This window comes from Vibrio sp. 10N.286.49.E11 (assembly GCF_041469505.1).
GTDB classification, from domain to species: Bacteria; Pseudomonadota; Gammaproteobacteria; order Enterobacterales; family Vibrionaceae; genus Vibrio; species Vibrio crassostreae_C.
Genome location: NZ_JBFRKQ010000033.1, coordinates 70,616 through 87,289 on the forward strand (window position 1 = coordinate 70,616; position 16,674 = coordinate 87,289).

18 protein-coding genes are annotated in these 16,674 nt (G+C 44.1%); 8 read left to right on the top strand and 10 right to left on the bottom strand.

What is annotated here, in order from left to right:
• Positions 1-82: 82 nt before the first annotated feature.
• The 4 genes from AB4167_RS06795 to argR form a co-directional block, all read right to left on the bottom strand.
• The gene (locus AB4167_RS06795) at positions 83-520 is read right to left on the bottom strand and encodes a universal stress protein (protein ID WP_017061372.1); all 438 of its coding nucleotides are present in this window, start codon (positions 518-520) and stop codon (positions 83-85) included.
• Positions 521-624: 104 nt separating this feature from the next.
• Complete coding sequence (locus tag AB4167_RS06800) at positions 625-3,204, bottom strand: TRAP transporter permease (protein ID WP_372136337.1); 2,580 nt, start codon at positions 3,202-3,204, stop codon at positions 625-627.
• A 255-nt stretch (positions 3,205-3,459) separates the two neighbouring features.
• The gene (locus tag AB4167_RS06805; protein ID WP_372136338.1) at positions 3,460-4,428 is read right to left on the bottom strand and encodes a TAXI family TRAP transporter solute-binding subunit; all 969 of its coding nucleotides are present in this window, start codon (positions 4,426-4,428) and stop codon (positions 3,460-3,462) included.
• A gap of 342 nt (positions 4,429-4,770) precedes the next feature.
• Entirely contained in the window at positions 4,771-5,241 is a 471-nt protein-coding gene (gene argR, locus AB4167_RS06810; RefSeq protein ID WP_004740827.1) for a transcriptional regulator ArgR, read from the bottom strand.
• 332 nt (positions 5,242-5,573) lie between these two features.
• On the opposite strand from argR, the gene mdh reads away from it, so the two are divergent.
• The gene (gene mdh, locus AB4167_RS06815; protein ID WP_009847834.1) at positions 5,574-6,509 is read left to right on the top strand and encodes a malate dehydrogenase; all 936 of its coding nucleotides are present in this window, start codon (positions 5,574-5,576) and stop codon (positions 6,507-6,509) included.
• A gap of 124 nt (positions 6,510-6,633) precedes the next feature.
• Positions 6,634-6,825 (top strand): hypothetical protein, encoded by a 192-nt coding sequence (locus tag AB4167_RS06820; protein WP_017061375.1) that lies wholly within the window; start codon positions 6,634-6,636, stop codon positions 6,823-6,825.
• Between the two features lie 103 nt (positions 6,826-6,928).
• On the opposite strand, the gene ispB is transcribed toward AB4167_RS06820, so the two are convergent.
• Positions 6,929-7,900 carry an octaprenyl diphosphate synthase gene (gene ispB / locus AB4167_RS06825; RefSeq protein WP_017061376.1) on the bottom strand — a complete coding sequence of 324 codons (972 nt, stop codon included), beginning with the start codon at positions 7,898-7,900 and terminating at the stop codon, positions 6,929-6,931.
• Positions 7,901-8,168: 268 nt separating this feature from the next.
• On the opposite strand from ispB, the gene rplU reads away from it, so the two are divergent.
• From rplU to folA, 6 genes are all read left to right on the top strand, one after another.
• Positions 8,169-8,480 (top strand): 50S ribosomal protein L21, encoded by a 312-nt coding sequence (rplU, locus tag AB4167_RS06830; protein WP_004740823.1) that lies wholly within the window; start codon positions 8,169-8,171, stop codon positions 8,478-8,480.
• Positions 8,481-8,499: 19 nt separating this feature from the next.
• The gene (rpmA, locus tag AB4167_RS06835) at positions 8,500-8,757 is read left to right on the top strand and encodes a 50S ribosomal protein L27 (protein WP_004735905.1); all 258 of its coding nucleotides are present in this window, start codon (positions 8,500-8,502) and stop codon (positions 8,755-8,757) included.
• A gap of 324 nt (positions 8,758-9,081) precedes the next feature.
• Positions 9,082-10,254, top strand: coding sequence for an Obg family GTPase CgtA (gene cgtA, locus AB4167_RS06840; protein WP_017061377.1), 1,173 nt, complete (start codon positions 9,082-9,084; stop codon positions 10,252-10,254).
• Between the two features lie 164 nt (positions 10,255-10,418).
• Positions 10,419-11,186, top strand: a complete 768-nt coding sequence (locus AB4167_RS06845; RefSeq protein WP_017061378.1) for a threonine/serine exporter ThrE family protein — start codon at positions 10,419-10,421, stop codon at positions 11,184-11,186.
• Positions 11,186-11,659 carry a threonine/serine exporter family protein gene (locus AB4167_RS06850; RefSeq protein ID WP_017062945.1) on the top strand — a complete coding sequence of 158 codons (474 nt, stop codon included), beginning with the start codon at positions 11,186-11,188 and terminating at the stop codon, positions 11,657-11,659. The genes AB4167_RS06845 and AB4167_RS06850 overlap by 1 nt, the downstream gene beginning before the upstream one ends.
• Before the next feature lie 36 nt (positions 11,660-11,695).
• Positions 11,696-12,175: a type 3 dihydrofolate reductase gene (gene folA / locus AB4167_RS06855; protein ID WP_017062944.1), complete on the top strand. Its 480-nt coding sequence runs from the start codon at positions 11,696-11,698 to the stop codon at positions 12,173-12,175.
• Positions 12,176-12,249: 74 nt separating this feature from the next.
• Here folA and AB4167_RS06860 read toward each other — a convergent pair whose 3' ends face one another.
• From AB4167_RS06860 to surA, 5 genes are all read right to left on the bottom strand, one after another.
• Entirely contained in the window at positions 12,250-13,053 is an 804-nt protein-coding gene (locus AB4167_RS06860) for a symmetrical bis(5'-nucleosyl)-tetraphosphatase (RefSeq protein WP_372136339.1), read from the bottom strand.
• Between the two features lie 29 nt (positions 13,054-13,082).
• Positions 13,083-13,463, bottom strand: a complete 381-nt coding sequence (gene apaG, locus AB4167_RS06865; RefSeq protein ID WP_004735899.1) for a Co2+/Mg2+ efflux protein ApaG — start codon at positions 13,461-13,463, stop codon at positions 13,083-13,085.
• An 88-nt stretch (positions 13,464-13,551) separates the two neighbouring features.
• Positions 13,552-14,367, bottom strand: coding sequence for a 16S rRNA (adenine(1518)-N(6)/adenine(1519)-N(6))-dimethyltransferase RsmA (rsmA, locus tag AB4167_RS06870; RefSeq protein ID WP_017062942.1), 816 nt, complete (start codon positions 14,365-14,367; stop codon positions 13,552-13,554).
• Entirely contained in the window at positions 14,364-15,356 is a 993-nt protein-coding gene (gene pdxA / locus AB4167_RS06875) for a 4-hydroxythreonine-4-phosphate dehydrogenase PdxA (protein WP_017061382.1), read from the bottom strand. Before pdxA ends, rsmA begins: the two co-directional genes overlap by 4 nt.
• Complete coding sequence (gene surA / locus AB4167_RS06880; RefSeq protein ID WP_372136340.1) at positions 15,343-16,641, bottom strand: peptidylprolyl isomerase SurA; 1,299 nt, start codon at positions 16,639-16,641, stop codon at positions 15,343-15,345. Before surA ends, pdxA begins: the two co-directional genes overlap by 14 nt.
• Positions 16,642-16,674 lie beyond the last annotated feature (33 nt).

The following is a 16,674-nucleotide window of genomic DNA, read 5'->3' on the forward strand; positions in this document are numbered from 1 at the left end:
AAAGAATTAAATGGTGCGAACGCAAAACAAAAAAGGTTGGCCTGTAGGCCAACCTTTTTAGATTGTGTGTCGATTAAATGACTTAACCTTGCGGTTTAACCACCAATACATTGATTGGTGAGTTCTGTACTACTTTGCTTGCAACCGAGCCAAGTACCACTTTGTCGATTTTTGAACGCTTATGGCTAGGCATCACGATAAGGTCGGCGCCCAGTTTTTCTGCGTAATCTAGAATCGTTGTGTAAGTCTTGCCTTCGGCAACGTGAACTTTATACACCACTTCATCGTCAATGTGCTTGTCAGCAAACTCTTTCAGCTGATTTTTAACATCAAGCTTCATTTGGTTCGCTGCATCTTTCGGGAAGTAAGACGCCACCATCGACATGTGAATGCCTGGTAGTACGTTCAGAATGTGGATTTCAGCATTGCTGTGTTTTGCGTGCCATACCGCCAGTTCGACTGCCTTATCAGAAAAGCCTTTGTCATTAAGATCAACAGGAACAAGGATTTGTTTATACATGTATTCGTCTCTTTTTAATCAGCGCTAAGCTTTCACTTAGCACTGTAATTATCCTTTCCATGTAATAAAGCCAAATAGCGCTAAGCACTACTCAGCCTTATCCATTACGCGCTAATCTCATCCTTACGAGCACGTCTTCTTTGGTTCATCGCTAAACCAATCAAAATGATCAGAGCTGGTAAGAATACCCACTCTTTCATTGGTCGATCTGCATCTTGGATAACGGATTTGATTTCCCAATCGAAATCAATACCAGCCGCTTCTGCTGGGCTACCGAACTCAACCATATCAACAATCATCTTGCCTTCTGATTCAGTCAGCATTAGACCCATAGAGGCAATACGATCTTCACTTGAGGTCGCAGAATCTTCAAACGGCAGGCGAACTGTCTTTTCAGAATAGTCACCTTCTAAGTTTTCGCCACCCACTCTAAGTTCAAGTGATTGTCCCACATCCAGCTTTTCCGTGATTTGAGCAATCTCAACTCCAGGTGAAAGAACTTTCTCTGGGTAAATCATGTCCCACCAGAAGCCAGGGCGGAAGAAAGTGAAGGTTAATGCAATAAGCAGCACCGTTTCCCACCACTTGTTCTTGGTGAACCACCAACCTTGTGTTGCAGCTGCGAAGATAAGTACCGCAGTCACAGATGAGAAAATCGTTAGTGCTAAGTGCCACCAAGAATCAATGCCCATCAGTAGTAGTTGAGTATTGAAGATGAACATGAAAGGTAGAATTGCGGTACGGATATCATAGGTGAAGCCTTGGATACCAGTACGAATCGGATCTGATTTCGCAATTGCCGCTGCTGCAAACGCCGCGAGACCTACCGGAGGTGTATCATCCGCAAGAATACCGAAGTAGAACACGAATAAGTGAACCGCAATCAATGGAATGATCAAGCCGTGCGCAGCGCCTAGGGTCACGATTACCGGAGCCATCAGCGTTGATACAACGATGTAGTTCGCCGTTGTTGGCAAGCCCATACCTAAGATCAAGCTGATTACTGCAGTGAATAGCAACATAAGAATGATGCTACCGCCTGAGATAAACTCAACGAAGTCCGTCATTACTAGACCGATACCCGTTAGAGTCACCACGCCTACAACCGTACCTGCAGCCGCTGTCGCGACACCGATACCAATCATGTTACGTGCGCCTGAAACCAAGCTCTCTGCGAAATCAACGAAGCCAGCTTTAGTTTGCTCTGCAAGATCGTCTGATTTGTTTATCAGAGTCATTAACGGACGCTGAGTGATCAGAATGAAGATCATGAACACGGTCGCCCAGAATGCCGACAGACCTGGAGAGAAACGTTCAACTGTTAAACACCAAACAAGCACCACGATAGGCAATAGGAAGTGCAGGCCAGACTTAATTGTTGGACCTGGATCCGGAACTTCCTTTAGATCCGCATCGATCTCCATGCCGCCTTCAGCTGCGTATTTTGCTGATACGCGAACCAGAGCAACATAAGCGATTAATAGCGCCACAGTAACGATTGGTGTTGCTGCTTCGCCAAATACATCTTTCGTCCAACCCACACCGTAGTAAACCGCGGCACTGATAACACATAGACCTAAAATGGTACCGGTGAAAGACAGTAGGCTTTGTACGATGGTTGGCGTGTGACGACGAGGTAGGCCAGTCATACCCGCTTTACATGCTTCTAGGTGAACAATGTAAATCAAAGCGATATAAGAGATCAGAGCTGGCAATAGCGCGGCTTTGATTACTTCTACATACGAAATGCCCACATACTCAACCATCAAGAAGGCTGCTGCACCCATGATAGGTGGTGTTAATTGACCATTGGTTGAAGCCGCGACTTCTACCGCACCGGCTTTTGTGCCCGGGAAACCAACACGCTTCATTAGCGGGATAGTAAAGGTACCCGTGGTTACCACGTTCGCGATAGATGAACCTGATACCAAACCAGACAGACCTGATGCGACAACGGCTGCTTTCGCTGGGCCGCCTTTCATGTGACCAAGCAGTGAGAATGCAACTTTAATAAAGTAAGCACCGGCGCCAGCACGTTCTAGCATTGCACCAAACAGTACAAACAAGAATACGAATGACGTTGATACGCCAAGTGCCACACCGAATACACCTTCAGTTGTTAGCCACAGATGCGACATTGCCTTGTTCAGGCTCGCACCTTTGTGGGCAATAACGTCTGGCATGTGAGGGCCGCCAAAGGTATAAAGTAGGAATACTGCTGCCACAACCATAAGAGGTGGACCCAAAGCGCGTCGTGTTGCTTCAAGCAGTAAAACCATACCGAATACAGCCGCAACAATATCGAATGTTGTTGGTGCGCCCGATCGCTCAGCGAGTTCAGTATAGAAAATATAGATATAAGAAGCTGAAAAGCTACCTACAAGCGCTAATATCCAATCGACTGCGGGGATGCGATCCCTAGGCGAATTCTTCATGGCTGGATAAGCGGTAAAGGCTAGGAAAATAGCAAACGTAAGGTGAATTGCTCGAGCTTCAGTGTCGTTTAAAATTGCGAAGTTAAAAATGAACGGCAGCGGAGATGCATACCAAAGTTGGAACAGTGACCAACATAGAGGCACAAACCATAAAATACGGCCTTGGATACCACGAGGGCTACGCGCACCAGTATCTGATTGTGCCACCATTTCTTGCACATCTGGAGACGGTGATGTTGTCTGCGTCATGTACTTTATCCTTATTATTGATGGTCTGCCTTTTCTTACGAACAACCAAACGTTATTTATTTCCTATCTAGTGTAGTGAATGGATAGGGAAATGCGTTTTTTGTTCGTCTTTGTCTTAGGCTTGATACGAAGGTAAGTCCTCCAAATTGGAGAAACTTAAAGGGCTGTTCTTTTCACTTAAATTATTTTTATAAAACGTGAAAAGCCAATAAGGAGGGCTAGCCTCCTTATTGGTGTAGTAGGCTTAAAGTAGAGTTACTTTAGAAGGCCCACTTCTTTGTAGTATTTTGCTGCGCCTGGGTGAAGAGGGATAGAGATACCCGCTTTAACCATGTCTTCTTTTTTCAGGTTAGCAAATGCTGGGTGTAGGCGTTTGAAAGTGTCAAAGTTTTCAAATACTGCCTTAGCAACGTTGTATGCAACTTCTTCAGAAACGTCTGAAGTTGTTACCATAGTAGCTGCAACACCGAAGCTGTTTACGTCAGCGTCAGTACCACGGTATATACCAGCAGGAACTGTGCTGTAAGCGTAGTATGGGTTTTCAGCTACGATCTTGTCGATCTGTGGACCTGTTGCTGAAACCAGTTTTGCATCACAAGACGTTGTTGCTTCTTTGATTGATCCGTTCGGGTGACCAACCATGTAGATGAATGCATCAATCTTGTTATCACAAAGTGCTTGTGAACGCTCAGAACCTTTAAGTTCAGAAGCAAGCTTGAAGCTGTCGTTAGTCCAGCCCATAGCGTCCATTACAACACCCATCGTTGCACGGTCACCAGAACCTGGGTTACCAATGTTTACACGCTTACCTGCTAGGTCAGACACATTGTTGATGCCAGCATCAGTACGAGCGATGATGTTGAACGGTTCTGTATGTAGAGAGAACATCGCGCGAAGTTTCTTGTATTCGCCCTGATCTTTGAACTTACTTGTACCGTTGTAGCCGTGGTATTGCCAGTCCGATTGAACAACACCGAAATCTAGTTCACCAGCACGGATGGTGTTAACGTTGTAGATTGAACCACCAGTAGACTCTACAGAACAACGAATGTTGTGGTCTTTGCGGCCCTTGTTCACTAGCTTACAAATCGCACCACCAGTTGGGTAGTAAACACCCGTAACTGAACCAGTACCAATCGTGATGAACTCTTGAGCGTTAACAGCGCCAGCGCCCATTACAGCAGCTGCAATAGCACCAACTTTAATAAGTTTGGTAAATGCCATGAATTTCCCTTCCTTTATTCATTATTAACCCTGAAACAAGTGTAGTTGCTTCAGGAGTTTCCTATTTGGAAACGGCACCTTTTTCAATCCATGTGATGAAAAAGTGGCTGAATAATATCAAAAATTGGCAGAAAATTACTCGAATGTTAAAAGATATAGCTGAAAAATCTAACAAATGATGTCTGGATCTCGTGTTTGATTTACTACTGAGTTTTTTAAAATCAATAGTTTAGTGTGATTTTGGAAGGGAGGTATGGATATTCGAGGATGTGATTTGGATCACGAAGCGAATAGATGCTCGTGATCCATCAATAAGGCTGATAGTTATGAAACAGAGATCAATTATCCAGCGTATTCAAACAGTTCGCACACTGAATCAAACAGTTGCTTAGTGGTAACCGATAACGTTGGAGTAATGAAGATAGTGTCATCACCTGCGACTACGCCCAGTATACCTTCCGACTTACCTAGTGAGTCTAATAAACGAGCAATCAGCTGCGCCGCACCAGGACCTGTGTGTATCACCACCAATGCATTGTTGTGGTCAATATCTAGTACTAATTCTCGTAAAGAGCTAGAAACGGTCGGAACACCTAGCTCAGCAGGAAGACAGTAAACCATCTCCATTTTTGCGTTACGAGTTCGAACGGCACCAAACTTGGTTAACATACGCGAGACTTTAGACTGGTTGATGCTTTCAAAACCTTCGTGTTTTAGAGCATCAACAATTTCGCCTTGTGAGCCAAAACGTTCTTCTTTTAGTAAGGCTTTAAATGCACGAACTAAGTTGTCTTGCTTTTCTGTATTGCGCATATGTCATTCTTATTCATTAACAAAGATGTTTGCATATTCTCGCATACATATTCAATTTTAGCCAAAACATCCCTGTAATTTGTTAGTCATATCACTGTAAATATTTAATAGAATAATGTGTTATTTGCGACGACTTATTTTGTTATTTCAGTCGATTATCGCCATAATGCGAACTTGCTGTGTAGCACGGTTTTATTGACTTGCGCGAAGTCGCAAAGCTAGCGTTAATTGATTGTAATCACTTTGTGATTAATATAGTTTTTTAACTTAGATTTAGCTCAAGAATTACCCTACAAAGAATCTATAAGAGAAAGCTCTCAAGGAGAATAACAATGAAAGTAGCTGTTATTGGTGCCGCTGGTGGCATCGGTCAAGCCCTAGCCCTACTACTTAAGAACCGCCTACCTGCTGGTTCAGATCTTGCACTTTACGACATCGCTCCGGTAACACCGGGTGTTGCTGCCGATCTTAGCCATATCCCAACGCCTGTTTCGATCAAAGGTTACGCGGGTGAAGATCCAACACCAGCACTAGAAGGTGCGGATGTTGTACTTATTTCAGCGGGTGTTGCTCGTAAGCCTGGTATGGATCGTGCGGATCTTTTCAATGTGAACGCTGGCATTGTTAAGTCTCTTGCAGAGAAAATCGCAGTTACTTGTCCGACTGCTTGTGTTGGTATCATTACTAACCCAGTAAACACAACAGTGCCAATCGCGGCTGAAGTACTGAAGAAAGCGGGCGTTTACGACAAGCGTCGTCTATTCGGTATTACGACTCTTGATGTGATTCGTTCTGAAACGTTCGTTGCTGAACTAAAAGACAAAGATCCAGGCGACATCCGTGTTCCTGTTATCGGTGGTCACTCAGGCGTAACGATTCTTCCTCTACTTTCTCAAGTTGAAGGCGTAGAGTTCACTGATGAAGAAATTGCAGCGCTAACGACTCGCATCCAAAATGCAGGTACTGAAGTAGTAGAAGCTAAAGCTGGCGGCGGCAGTGCGACACTGTCTATGGGTCAAGCGGCTTGTCGTTTCGGTCTTGCACTAGTTAAAGCACTTCAAGGTGAAGAAAACGTGATTGAATGTGCATACGTTGAAGGTGAAGGCGAGCACGCTCCATTCTTCGCACAGCCAGTTAAACTAGGCAAAGAGGGCGCTGAAGCGATCCTTAGCTACGGTGAGCTAAGTGACTTCGAACGTAACGCTTTAGATAGCATGCTTGAAACGCTAAATGGTGACATCGAGATTGGTGTTGAATTCGCTAAATAAGCGAAACGCTATTTAACTCAGACTTAAGCTAATTAATAAGGGCCGGTCATTATGATCGGCTTTTTTGATCCTGAAGTTCAAGCTACTCGTATTTAGCTTTACAATTAATGTGAAGGTAAATGTTATGGCTACTGTTCAGAAGGGTATGAATGTCGAATATTTGGGGCACTTAGGAAAAGTATTGGTAATTGATGAGCAAGAGCAGTACGCGCTAGTAGAGACTTACAACGGGCATGAGCAGTACGCGGTGCCAATGGAAGAGCTTGAAGAGATTGAAGCACAACTGCCGTTATCATTAGAAGCCAGTCGATATTGAATTTGGCTCACCTACAAATATTTGTTGAAAACCAAAAAAAAGAGCCCTGAGGCTCTTTTTGTTATTTATATAGAAGCTAGAAGCGAGTTGTCTATTAACCTGCTTACTTACTGCGTTTAACAGCTAAGTGTGCGAGCGTGGTTAGCGCTTGCTTATATTCAGAGTCAGGAAGTACAGAAAGCTCAGCGATGGCTTTATCGGCCTCTTCGTAGGCTTTATTTGTTGTGTACTCTAAAGAGCCTGTCTCTTTCATTACAGCCATAATATCGTCAAGACGTTCCATGCCGTTCGCTTTCTCAATCGCTTCACGAATCATGCTTGCTTGTTCAGGAGAGCCATTATGCATTGCGTAAAGTAGAGGCAGTGTTGGTTTGCCTTCGGCTAGATCGTCACCAACGTTTTTACCCATCTCTTTACCATCTGCAGTGTAATCCATCACATCGTCAATCAGTTGGAAAGCGGTGCCTAGGTATTTACCATAGTTCTGCATTGCTGTTTCGATCTCTGGTGATGACTCAGTAAGAATCGCACCGATTTGGGTCGCAGCTTCGAACAAACGAGCAGTCTTAGAGTAGATCACCTGCATGTAGCTTTCTTCTGTGGTGTCTGGGTTATTGCAGTTCATTAATTGTTGAACTTCACCCTCGGCAATCACGTTTACCGCTTCACTCATTAGCTCAAGGATCTTTAAAGATCCTAGCGTTGTCATCATTTGGAATGAGCGTGTGTAGATAAAGTCACCCACCAAAACGCTAGCGGCATTACCAAAAGCGGCATTGGCCGTCGCCTTACCGCGTCTCATGTCCGATTCGTCGACAACGTCGTCATGAAGCAGGGTTGCGGTGTGAATAAACTCGATAAAGGCTGCAGAGGTGATATGAGCTTCACCTTGGTAACCAAGTGCGCGGGCAGATAAAAGAGCTAGCAAAGGGCGTAGGCGCTTTCCACCACCGCTAACGATATAAAAACCAAGCTGGTTGATTAAACTTACGTCAGAATTAAGTTGGGCTTGAATTGTTTCATTCACTTTTGCCATATCATTGGCAGTAAGCGTTTGGATAGCTTTAAAATCCATTGTTCATCCGGCTGAAGTTAGACCCTGTAAGGCTTATACGTTGTATTCAATTGTTGAATAATACACTAAAAAACGTTGATTAATACATCGCTAAAGGGCATGATTGCCGCACTTTTCTTTGGCGAACAGGTTTTCGCCAATTTTTTAAAAATATGGCTTGTCATAGCGCCATGATTCCCGTAGAATCTGCGCCCTATTGATTAGTTTAGCGCACACCCGAGTTGTACAATTAACAACCATAGGCTGTGCGGAAAAAGCGGAGTAAAATATGTACGCTGTTTTCCAATCTGGTGGCAAACAACACCGAGTAAGCGAAGGTCAAACACTTCGTTTAGAGAAATTAGACGTTGAAACTGGTGCAACTGTTGAATTTGATAAAGTTCTTCTTGTTGCTAACGGCGAAGAAATCGCTGTTGGTGCACCTCTTGTTGAAGGTGGCAAGGTTACTGCAGAAGTAGTACAACACGGTCGTGGCGATAAAGTAAAAATCGTTAAGTTCCGTCGTCGTAAGCACTCGCGTAAGCAAGCTGGTCACCGTCAGTGGTTCACTGAAGTGAAAATCACTGGCATTAACGCTTAAGTATTAGGAGAGTTTAACAATGGCACATAAAAAAGCTGGCGGTTCTACTAATAACGGCCGCGATTCAGAAAGCAAACGTCTTGGTGTTAAGCGTTTTGGTGGTGAATCTGTTCTTGCAGGTAACATCATCGTTCGTCAACGTGGTACTAAGTTCCACGCTGGCACAAACGTTGGCATCGGTAAAGACCACACTCTTTTCGCTCTTACTGAAGGTAAAGTGAAATTTGCTGTTAAAGGTCCTAAAAACCGTAAGTTTGTAAGCATCGAAGCTGAGTAATTTAATCTTTAATTAGATTATTTTATTAGCTTTCAAGCTGAATTCAAAAGCCCTGCCGATTCGGCAGGGTTTTTTATTTATAGCAAGAATAAAAAAGCAGACGCTCTTGTTTTGGTTTTGAGAAGCCGTTTTATTTTTTGATAAACAGTTTGGTTTTTAAGAAGCCGTTTGTTTTAAAAGAAATAGAAAGCAAAGAACCTCTCCTTATTTGTTCCTTGGTTGCAGGTCGGCCTAGATCTTAGGTGATCGATCTAAACACGGATCTGCTAGAATTTATATCACTCCTTGATGAGTGGTAACGCAACGTAAGTGCGGAGTTAAAAAATGAAATTCGTTGATGAAGCGGTAGTAAAAATAGAAGCCGGTGATGGCGGTAATGGTACAGTTAGCTTTTGGCGCGAAAAATTCGTCGCTAAAGGTGGTCCTGACGGCGGTGATGGCGGTGACGGTGGTGATGTTTACATTCAAGCGGATGAGAACTTAAACACGCTGATCGATTATCGTTTCCAACGTTTTTACAACGCAGAGCGTGGTGAGAACGGTCGCGGTGGTAACTGTACTGGTAAACGTGGTAAAGACATTACACTGAAAGTGCCTGTAGGTACTCGTGCGGTTGATATCCACACCAACGAAATCGTTGCTGAAGTTGCTGAACACGGCAAGAAAGTAATGGTTGGTAAAGGTGGTTGGCACGGTCTTGGTAACACGCGTTTTAAATCGTCTGTTAACCGCGCTCCTCGTCAAAAGACAATGGGTACTAAAGGCGAAGTTCGTGAACTGCGTTTAGAGCTTCTTCTATTAGCTGACGTTGGTATGCTTGGCCTACCAAACGCAGGTAAATCTACTTTTATTCGTTCAGTATCTGCTGCGAAACCAAAAGTGGCTGATTACCCGTTCACTACTTTGATCCCAAGCTTGGGTGTGGTAAGTGTTGTCCCTGAAAAGAGCTTCGTTGTTGCCGATATCCCAGGACTAATCGAAGGCGCAGCTGATGGCGCTGGCCTTGGTATCCGATTCCTTAAGCACCTTGAGCGTTGTCGTGTTCTTCTGCATATGATCGACATTATGCCGATCGATCAATCTGATCCTATTCAGAATGCACTAACGATCATCGATGAGCTTGAGCAATACAGTGAAAAAGTTTCACAAAAACCTCGCTGGTTAGTGTTCAATAAAGTTGACCTAATGCCAGAAGACGAAGCAGACGAAAAGATTCAAGAAATCATCGATGCTTTGGGCTGGGAAGGCGAGTACTTCAAGATCTCTGCTGTGAATAAAATCGGCACCAAAGATCTTTGCTTCAAACTAGGTGAGTTTATGGAAAACCTACCTCGTGAAGTTGTAGAAGTTGAAGAAGAAGAAAAAGTAGACTTTATGTGGGATGACTACCATAAAGATGCGATGAGCGGTAAGAATGTCGTTACTGAAGATGACGACGATTGGGACGATTGGGATGACGAAGAGGATGACGGCCATGTTATCTATGTTCGTGACTAATCCTCTTAGTTTCTCATAACGCATCGGTCGCTTCTTACAAGTACACTGATAGTTTTATTAAACCGCAATGAAAATTGCGGTTTTTTTGTATCTAAATCATGACGTCTTACTGTTTTTTATGCAAAATTTATCTTTAGATAATTAACGCCTATGGGAAGGAAATCATGGCATCAAAGCAAAGAGCGATCTCAAGACTCGTCGCTCAATCAGGACAAATGTTATTGGCGCACGGGGCAGAGAGCACACTGGTCGGCGATATCATGCGTCGCATCGGTATTGCTTGTGGGGTGAATGAGGTTGAAGTCGCACTGTCAGCCAATGCGCTTGTTGTAACTACCGTAATGGATGATCACTGTATTACCACTACTCGAAGTTGTGCTGATCGTGGCATTAACATGCAGGTTATCACCGACATTCAACGCATTTGCATCATGATGGAGAAGGGAATTCTCGATTATGATTTGGCGTATAAAAAGATTCAAAACATCAGCCCCGAGCGCTACAACCGTTGGTTAGTGGTTGTGATGATAGGGTTGTCGTGCGCCTCTTTTAGCCACCTTGCGGGCGGAGACTGGCAAGTCTTCATGATGACTTTTATTGCTTCAGCTTGCGGTATGATCGTCAGGCAAGAGATTGGGCACCGCCATTTCAATCCGCTATTAAACTTTGCTATCACAGCATTCGTTACCACGACCATTTCAGCTCAAGCCGTACTTTACAATATTGGCGGCCAACCCACGATCGTGATGGCTTCATCTGTATTAATGTTAGTACCTGGTTTTCCTCTGATTAACTCCGTCGCTGATATGCTTAAAGGCCATATTAATATGGGGTTAGCGCGCTTTACCATGGCCAGCTTATTAACTCTGGCGACGAGCTTGGGCATTGTCGCGGCGATGAGTCTATCAGATGTTTGGGGGTGGGCAAGCTAATGAGTATTTTCGAACTGTTTTTAGGTCTGCTCAACGATATGTTTTTCGCCGCTATTCCTGCGGTTGGGTTTGCATTGGTGTTTAACGTTCCGCAACGTGCTTTAATTTATTGTGCACTCGGTGGTTCTATCGGTCATGGTAGCCGGTATCTGATGATGCACTTTGGTATTCCAATCGAATGGGCGACGTTCTTCGCCGCAACCGTGGTTGGTATGATAGGGGTTCATTGGTCACATAAACTGTTAGCACATCCGAAGGTGTTTACGGTTGCAGCTCTAATTCCTATGGTGCCAGGTGTGTTCGCCTTCAAGGCGATGATTGCGATGGTGGAGATTAACAGGGCAGGCTACACGCCTGAGTTGTTGGCAATGTTGATGGAGAACTTTTTAAAATCGATGTTCATTATCGCAGGGTTGGCGGTTGGCTTAGCTGTGCCAGGGCTGTTATTCTATCGCCGTAGACCTATCGTTTAGCGTTAATTTTCTTTTTAGGGACAGGACTTTCGATTTATGATCATCAGCATGATAGCGGCAATGGCAAACAACCGTATAATTGGTAAAGACAATCAGATGCCTTGGCATTTACCTGCGGATTTTGCATGGTTTAAACGCTCGACTATGGGTAAACCAGTCGTGATGGGACGTAAGACCTACGATTCTATTGGACGCCCTTTGCCGGGTCGGTTGAATGTCGTAATCAGCCGTGATGAGAGTTTAAAGATTGAAGGTGTAACGACGGTAACTTCTATTGAACAGGCTCTAGAGCTACTCAGTGATGTTGAAGAGGTGATGATCATTGGTGGCGGCTCTATTTATGAGAGCTGCTTACCTAAAGCGGACAAGTTGTATCTGACTTACATCGATTTCGCCGTCGATGGAGATACACAATTTCCTGACTGGGGTGAAGGTTGGAAGCAGAGCTTTAACGAGAGCTATCAAGCTGACGAGAAAAACAAACACAACATGGAGTTTGTGATTCTCGAGCGTTAACTGTGGTTATCAATAGCTAGTCTCTGAAAAATGCTTGCGTTACCCTACCAAGGTAGCGCAAGTTTCTCGTATCTTTATAGCGCTTTCTGAGTGAAAAACTGTTTATCTTCCCAGCGAAGAATTGTCAATTCACCTCCCCAGACGCATCCAGTATCAAGTCCAATTACGTCTTTTCCGTTATAGCCTTCAAGCGCAGCCCAGTGTCCAAAAACAACGGTTTTATCGAGCTTTATGCGTTGCGGAAGGTCAAACCATGGCACTAATGGTTCATCGGTAATTTCATTCGGTGGTAGCTTACATGCCATGTCGAGACGGCCATCTTCAAAACAGAAACGCATTCTTGTCAGGCTATTGATCGCATAACGATAGCGCTCAATATCATTTAAATCCTGATGCCATAAATCAGGTGCGTTGCTGTACATGTTTTCGATTAGCCATTGCCACCTGTCCGACTTCAGCAAGGATACGATCTCTCGATTTTCAATACGTGCTCTTTCTATATTCCACTGAGGTGAGATACCCGCATGGCACATCACGAACTCTGGATGTTCCTGAAGCAAAGGCTGTTGTCTTAACCATTCGAGTAGCACTTCACGATCTTCAGCATCAAGAATCGCTTGAGTCTTATCTTTTGGTTTCGCTGGAAATAGCCCTAAGGACACCGCCAAAAGGTGTAAGTCGTGGTTGCCTAATACAACCTTAGCTGCGTCACCAAGGCTACGAATAAAGCGTAGCGTCTCCAATGATTTAGGGCCTCGAGCAACTAAGTCTCCAGCGACCCATAAAGTATCTTGGTGTTTATCAAAGTTGATGGTTTCAAGCAGTAATTGAAGTTCGTCGAAGCACCCTTGGATGTCTCCGACAATATAATTCGACACAATAATTTCCTATAGATACGGATGTACGGCTAATTAAGAATATTAGGGATTGCGAGTCTGAATGGGTCAACTTCGGTAATAAAATCAATGCCCTTGTTATCGGTCATCACATAGTGACCTTGCATAACGCCAACAGGGGTTTCGATGACCGTACCACTTGTGTAGGTGTACTCGTCGTTGGCTTCAATCACGGGTTGTTGGCCAACTACACCATCACCCTCAATGGTGAGCTGCTTGCCGTTAGAGTCGGTAATTAACCAGCGGCGAGACATAAGTTGCACCGTTGTTTTACTTAGATTTTTGATGGTAATAATGTAGGCGAAGACATAACGATTCTTCGTTGGCTCAGATTGTTCTTCTATGTACTTAGAGTGAACCTGGCATTTGATACAAGGCGTAGATATATCCATATTCGCACCTTTTGTTGTTGATATACTTAATGTAATTAAAGTATTACATAAAAAAGGCTCCTAACCGAAGTGTAGGAGCCTTTTTTATTTATTTGTCAGCGTTATGACTGTCGTACAACCAGTTTGCCATGTCGACAAACTGCTCGAGCGTTAAGTTCTCAGGACGCATGCTTGGGTTGATACCTAGCTCTTCAAGCACTTCCTTATCGATTAAGCTCTTGTAGCAGTTACGAACTGTTTTACGACGTTGGTTAAAGCCTTCACGACAGACGCGATCTAGCCATTTCAGATCTTTTGCCGGATAAGGCAGCACTTCGTATGGCTGTAGGCGCACGACTGCTGAGTCTACTTTCGGTGGCGGAACGAAGGCCGTTGGTGGAACTTCTAACACAGGCGTTACTTTACAGTAGTATTGAGCCATTACAGTAAGACGACCGTAAGCTTTACTGCCAGGGCCAGCAGCTAGACGGTTAACCACTTCTTTTTGAAGCATAAAGTGCATGTCTTGCACGTCTTTATGGAATTCAAAAAGGTGGAACATCAATGGTGTAGAGATGTTATATGGCAAGTTACCAAAGATGCGTAGCTTATTGTTTGGCTTAACCAGTTCTTGGAAATCGAACTTCATCGCATCGCCTTCACGGATCGTTAGCTTGTCCGCAAGATCTGGATGGTTACGAAGACGTTCTGCAAGGTCTCTATCCAATTCGATAACAGTAAATTTATCGACAAGCTTACCCACAGGCTCAGTAATTGCGCCTAGACCAGGACCGATCTCTACCAAGTTTTGACCTGGTAGTGGGTTAATACTCGATACGATGCCATCAATAATGTATGGATCGTTAAGGAAGTTTTGACCAAAACGTTTACGCGCTTTGTGCCCTAAGTGGACATCATTTCTCATTGCTTTTTCTCTACTAATTCAATGGCGTGCGTGAGCGCTGTTCTAAAGCTCCCTGTATCGGCTTGGCCTTTCCCTGCCAAGTCTAAGGCGGTACCGTGGTCGACTGATGTGCGAATAAACGGTAAGCCAAGCGTGATGTTCACTGAGCGACCAAACCCTTTGTATTTCAATACCGGGAGTACTTGGTCGTGATACATACCTAAAACAGCATCTGCATCTTGCAAATATTTTTCATTAAAGATGGTGTCTGCTGGCAATGGGCCAACTAAATTGATGCCATCTTTTTGGCGAATTTTTTCTAGCGTCGGGGTGATAGTTTCAATCTCTTCACGCCCTAAACAACCATCTTCACCAGCATGTGGATTCAAGCCACACACATAGATAGTTGGTTTCTCAATAGCAAATTTTTCAACCAAGTCTTTATTTAGAATAGCAATAATTTGCTCTAATCTGTCTTCGGTCACAGCTTGAGATACATAAGCTAGTGGGATGTGCGTTGTTACTAGCGCAACACGCAGCCCTTCAGTTGCCAACATCATCACCACCAGTGGTGTATTGGACTTCTCTGCAAAGAACTCGGTATGGCCGCTAAAAGCAACGCCAGCTCGGTTAATTACACCCTTGTGAACGGGGCCGGTGACAATAGCATCAAATTCATCATTCATACAGCCAATTGCTGCGGTTTCTAAAGTATTTAATACGTAATGACCATTAGCCTCATTGAGTTGACCTGCAACTGCCGTTTTAGCAAGTGGAACGTGTTTCACTACCAGTGTGCCAGCGCGTTGCGGTTGCTTAGCTGCATTTGCATCGTAGTCCAGAAGATCGACTTCGATACCAAGAATTTTAGCTCGCTCGGATAGCAGTGTTTTATCAGCACAAACCACGAGTTGATGAGGCCAACTTTCTTGAGATAGAGCCAAAGTTAAATCTGGGCCTATCCCTGCTGGTTCACCTGCGGTTATGACAATACGTTTAGTTGTTGTCATCTTGGTCGTCCTCAACCATCTCAACAAAGGCACTTGCTCTTACTTCTTGTAGCCAAGCACCAGCTTCTTCGTTGAATTTACGGTTAAATAGAATTTGGTAAGCTTTGTTTTTCAAAGCTGAATCGGTACGGTCGACTTCGCGACGGTCTAGTACTTCAACAATGTGCCAACCGTGTACGGTTTTGAATGGCGCACTGATTTTGCCTTCTGGTAGCGTTTCTACTTGGTGTTTGAATTCTGGTACATACAAATCTGGTGTTTGGTAGCCTAGCTCACCATCTTGTACTGCAGAACCTGGATCTTGGCTGTATTGCTGTGCAAGGTCGCCAAAGCTCGCTTCACCTGCGTTTACGCGGCGCGTGATCTCTTCAAGTTGTTCTTTCGCGCCATCGTCACTCAAGATTACGGTTGGCTTAATCAAGATATGACGAGCATTCACTTCCGTTACTGCTACGGTTTCTAAGCCTTTCACATCTTCAATTTTTAGAATGTGGAAACCTACACCGCTACGGAAAGGACCGATGATGCTGCCTTTATTTTGCATTTTGATCTGGTCAGCAAAAATGGTTGGCATCTCTTCTTTACGCATCCAACCCCAATCACCACCTTGCAGCGCTTTAGGACCCTTAGAGTAAGTATATGCCATGGTGCTGAAATCTTTGCCTGAGTTCAGTTCTTCGACAAGTTCTTTAGCTTGGGCTTCTAGCTCTTCTTTGGTTTGGTCATCATTAAAGCGCAGTTGAATGTGGCCAATTTTATATTGAACGGTCGCGTTAGTCTCTTGCGCTAAGATATCTGCTAGGTTATCAACTTCCGCAGGAAGAATATTGATACGGCGACGAACTAAGGCGTTACGAGCTTCACTTGCTGCAATCTCTTTTCTTACTTGCTCTCGAAATGCATTGTAGCTAAGGCCTTCTTCAGCAACCGATGCGGTAAGTTGTTCTACCGTTTGGTTGTTGTCTTTAGCGATACCTTCAATTGCTTGATCAAGTCGAGCATCATCAATACGAACACCGATACGTTCTGCTTCTTGAGTTTGAATAGTATCGATGATCAGTTTTTCTAGTACTTGCTCATTGAGCACATCTTGCGATGGCAGTGTTTGACCGCTTTTTTTTGCGTTGGCACGCAGTGTCTTCATCGAAGCATCGATGTCGCTTTGTAAGATAACGCCTTCGTTAACGATAACTTTTACGCTGTCTAGCTCAACCGGTGCTGCAAAGCTTGTTGATAAAGTACAAGTCGCTGCAATAGCAATTAATGTGCGTTTCCACAATGTCATGTGTAATCCTTTAAATTTACTGATTTCTTATCA

Excerpts from the sequence above, each read along its gene's own strand:
- AB4167_RS06845 (WP_017061378.1), top strand. The coding sequence starts at position 10,419 with ATGGCATCAAAGCAAAGAGCGATCTCAAGACTCGTCGCTCAATCAGGA.
- rplU (WP_004740823.1), top strand. The coding sequence starts at position 8,169 with ATGTACGCTGTTTTCCAATCTGGTGGCAAACAACACCGAGTAAGCGAA.
- rsmA (WP_017062942.1), bottom strand. The coding sequence starts at position 14,367 with ATGAGAAATGATGTCCACTTAGGGCACAAAGCGCGTAAACGTTTTGGT.
- folA (WP_017062944.1), top strand. The coding sequence starts at position 11,696 with ATGATCATCAGCATGATAGCGGCAATGGCAAACAACCGTATAATTGGT.
- AB4167_RS06820 (WP_017061375.1), top strand. The coding sequence starts at position 6,634 with ATGGCTACTGTTCAGAAGGGTATGAATGTCGAATATTTGGGGCACTTA.
- AB4167_RS06850 (WP_017062945.1), top strand. The coding sequence starts at position 11,186 with ATGAGTATTTTCGAACTGTTTTTAGGTCTGCTCAACGATATGTTTTTC.
- argR (WP_004740827.1), bottom strand. The coding sequence starts at position 5,241 with ATGCGCAATACAGAAAAGCAAGACAACTTAGTTCGTGCATTTAAAGCC.
- pdxA (WP_017061382.1), bottom strand. The coding sequence starts at position 15,356 with ATGACAACAACTAAACGTATTGTCATAACCGCAGGTGAACCAGCAGGG.
- AB4167_RS06800 (WP_372136337.1), bottom strand. The coding sequence starts at position 3,204 with ATGACGCAGACAACATCACCGTCTCCAGATGTGCAAGAAATGGTGGCA.
- apaG (WP_004735899.1), bottom strand. The coding sequence starts at position 13,463 with ATGGATATATCTACGCCTTGTATCAAATGCCAGGTTCACTCTAAGTAC.
- ispB (WP_017061376.1), bottom strand. The coding sequence starts at position 7,900 with ATGGATTTTAAAGCTATCCAAACGCTTACTGCCAATGATATGGCAAAA.
- AB4167_RS06795 (WP_017061372.1), bottom strand. The coding sequence starts at position 520 with ATGTATAAACAAATCCTTGTTCCTGTTGATCTTAATGACAAAGGCTTT.
- AB4167_RS06805 (WP_372136338.1), bottom strand. The coding sequence starts at position 4,428 with ATGGCATTTACCAAACTTATTAAAGTTGGTGCTATTGCAGCTGCTGTA.
- mdh (WP_009847834.1), top strand. The coding sequence starts at position 5,574 with ATGAAAGTAGCTGTTATTGGTGCCGCTGGTGGCATCGGTCAAGCCCTA.
- surA (WP_372136340.1), bottom strand. The coding sequence starts at position 16,641 with ATGACATTGTGGAAACGCACATTAATTGCTATTGCAGCGACTTGTACT.
- cgtA (WP_017061377.1), top strand. The coding sequence starts at position 9,082 with ATGAAATTCGTTGATGAAGCGGTAGTAAAAATAGAAGCCGGTGATGGC.
- rpmA (WP_004735905.1), top strand. The coding sequence starts at position 8,500 with ATGGCACATAAAAAAGCTGGCGGTTCTACTAATAACGGCCGCGATTCA.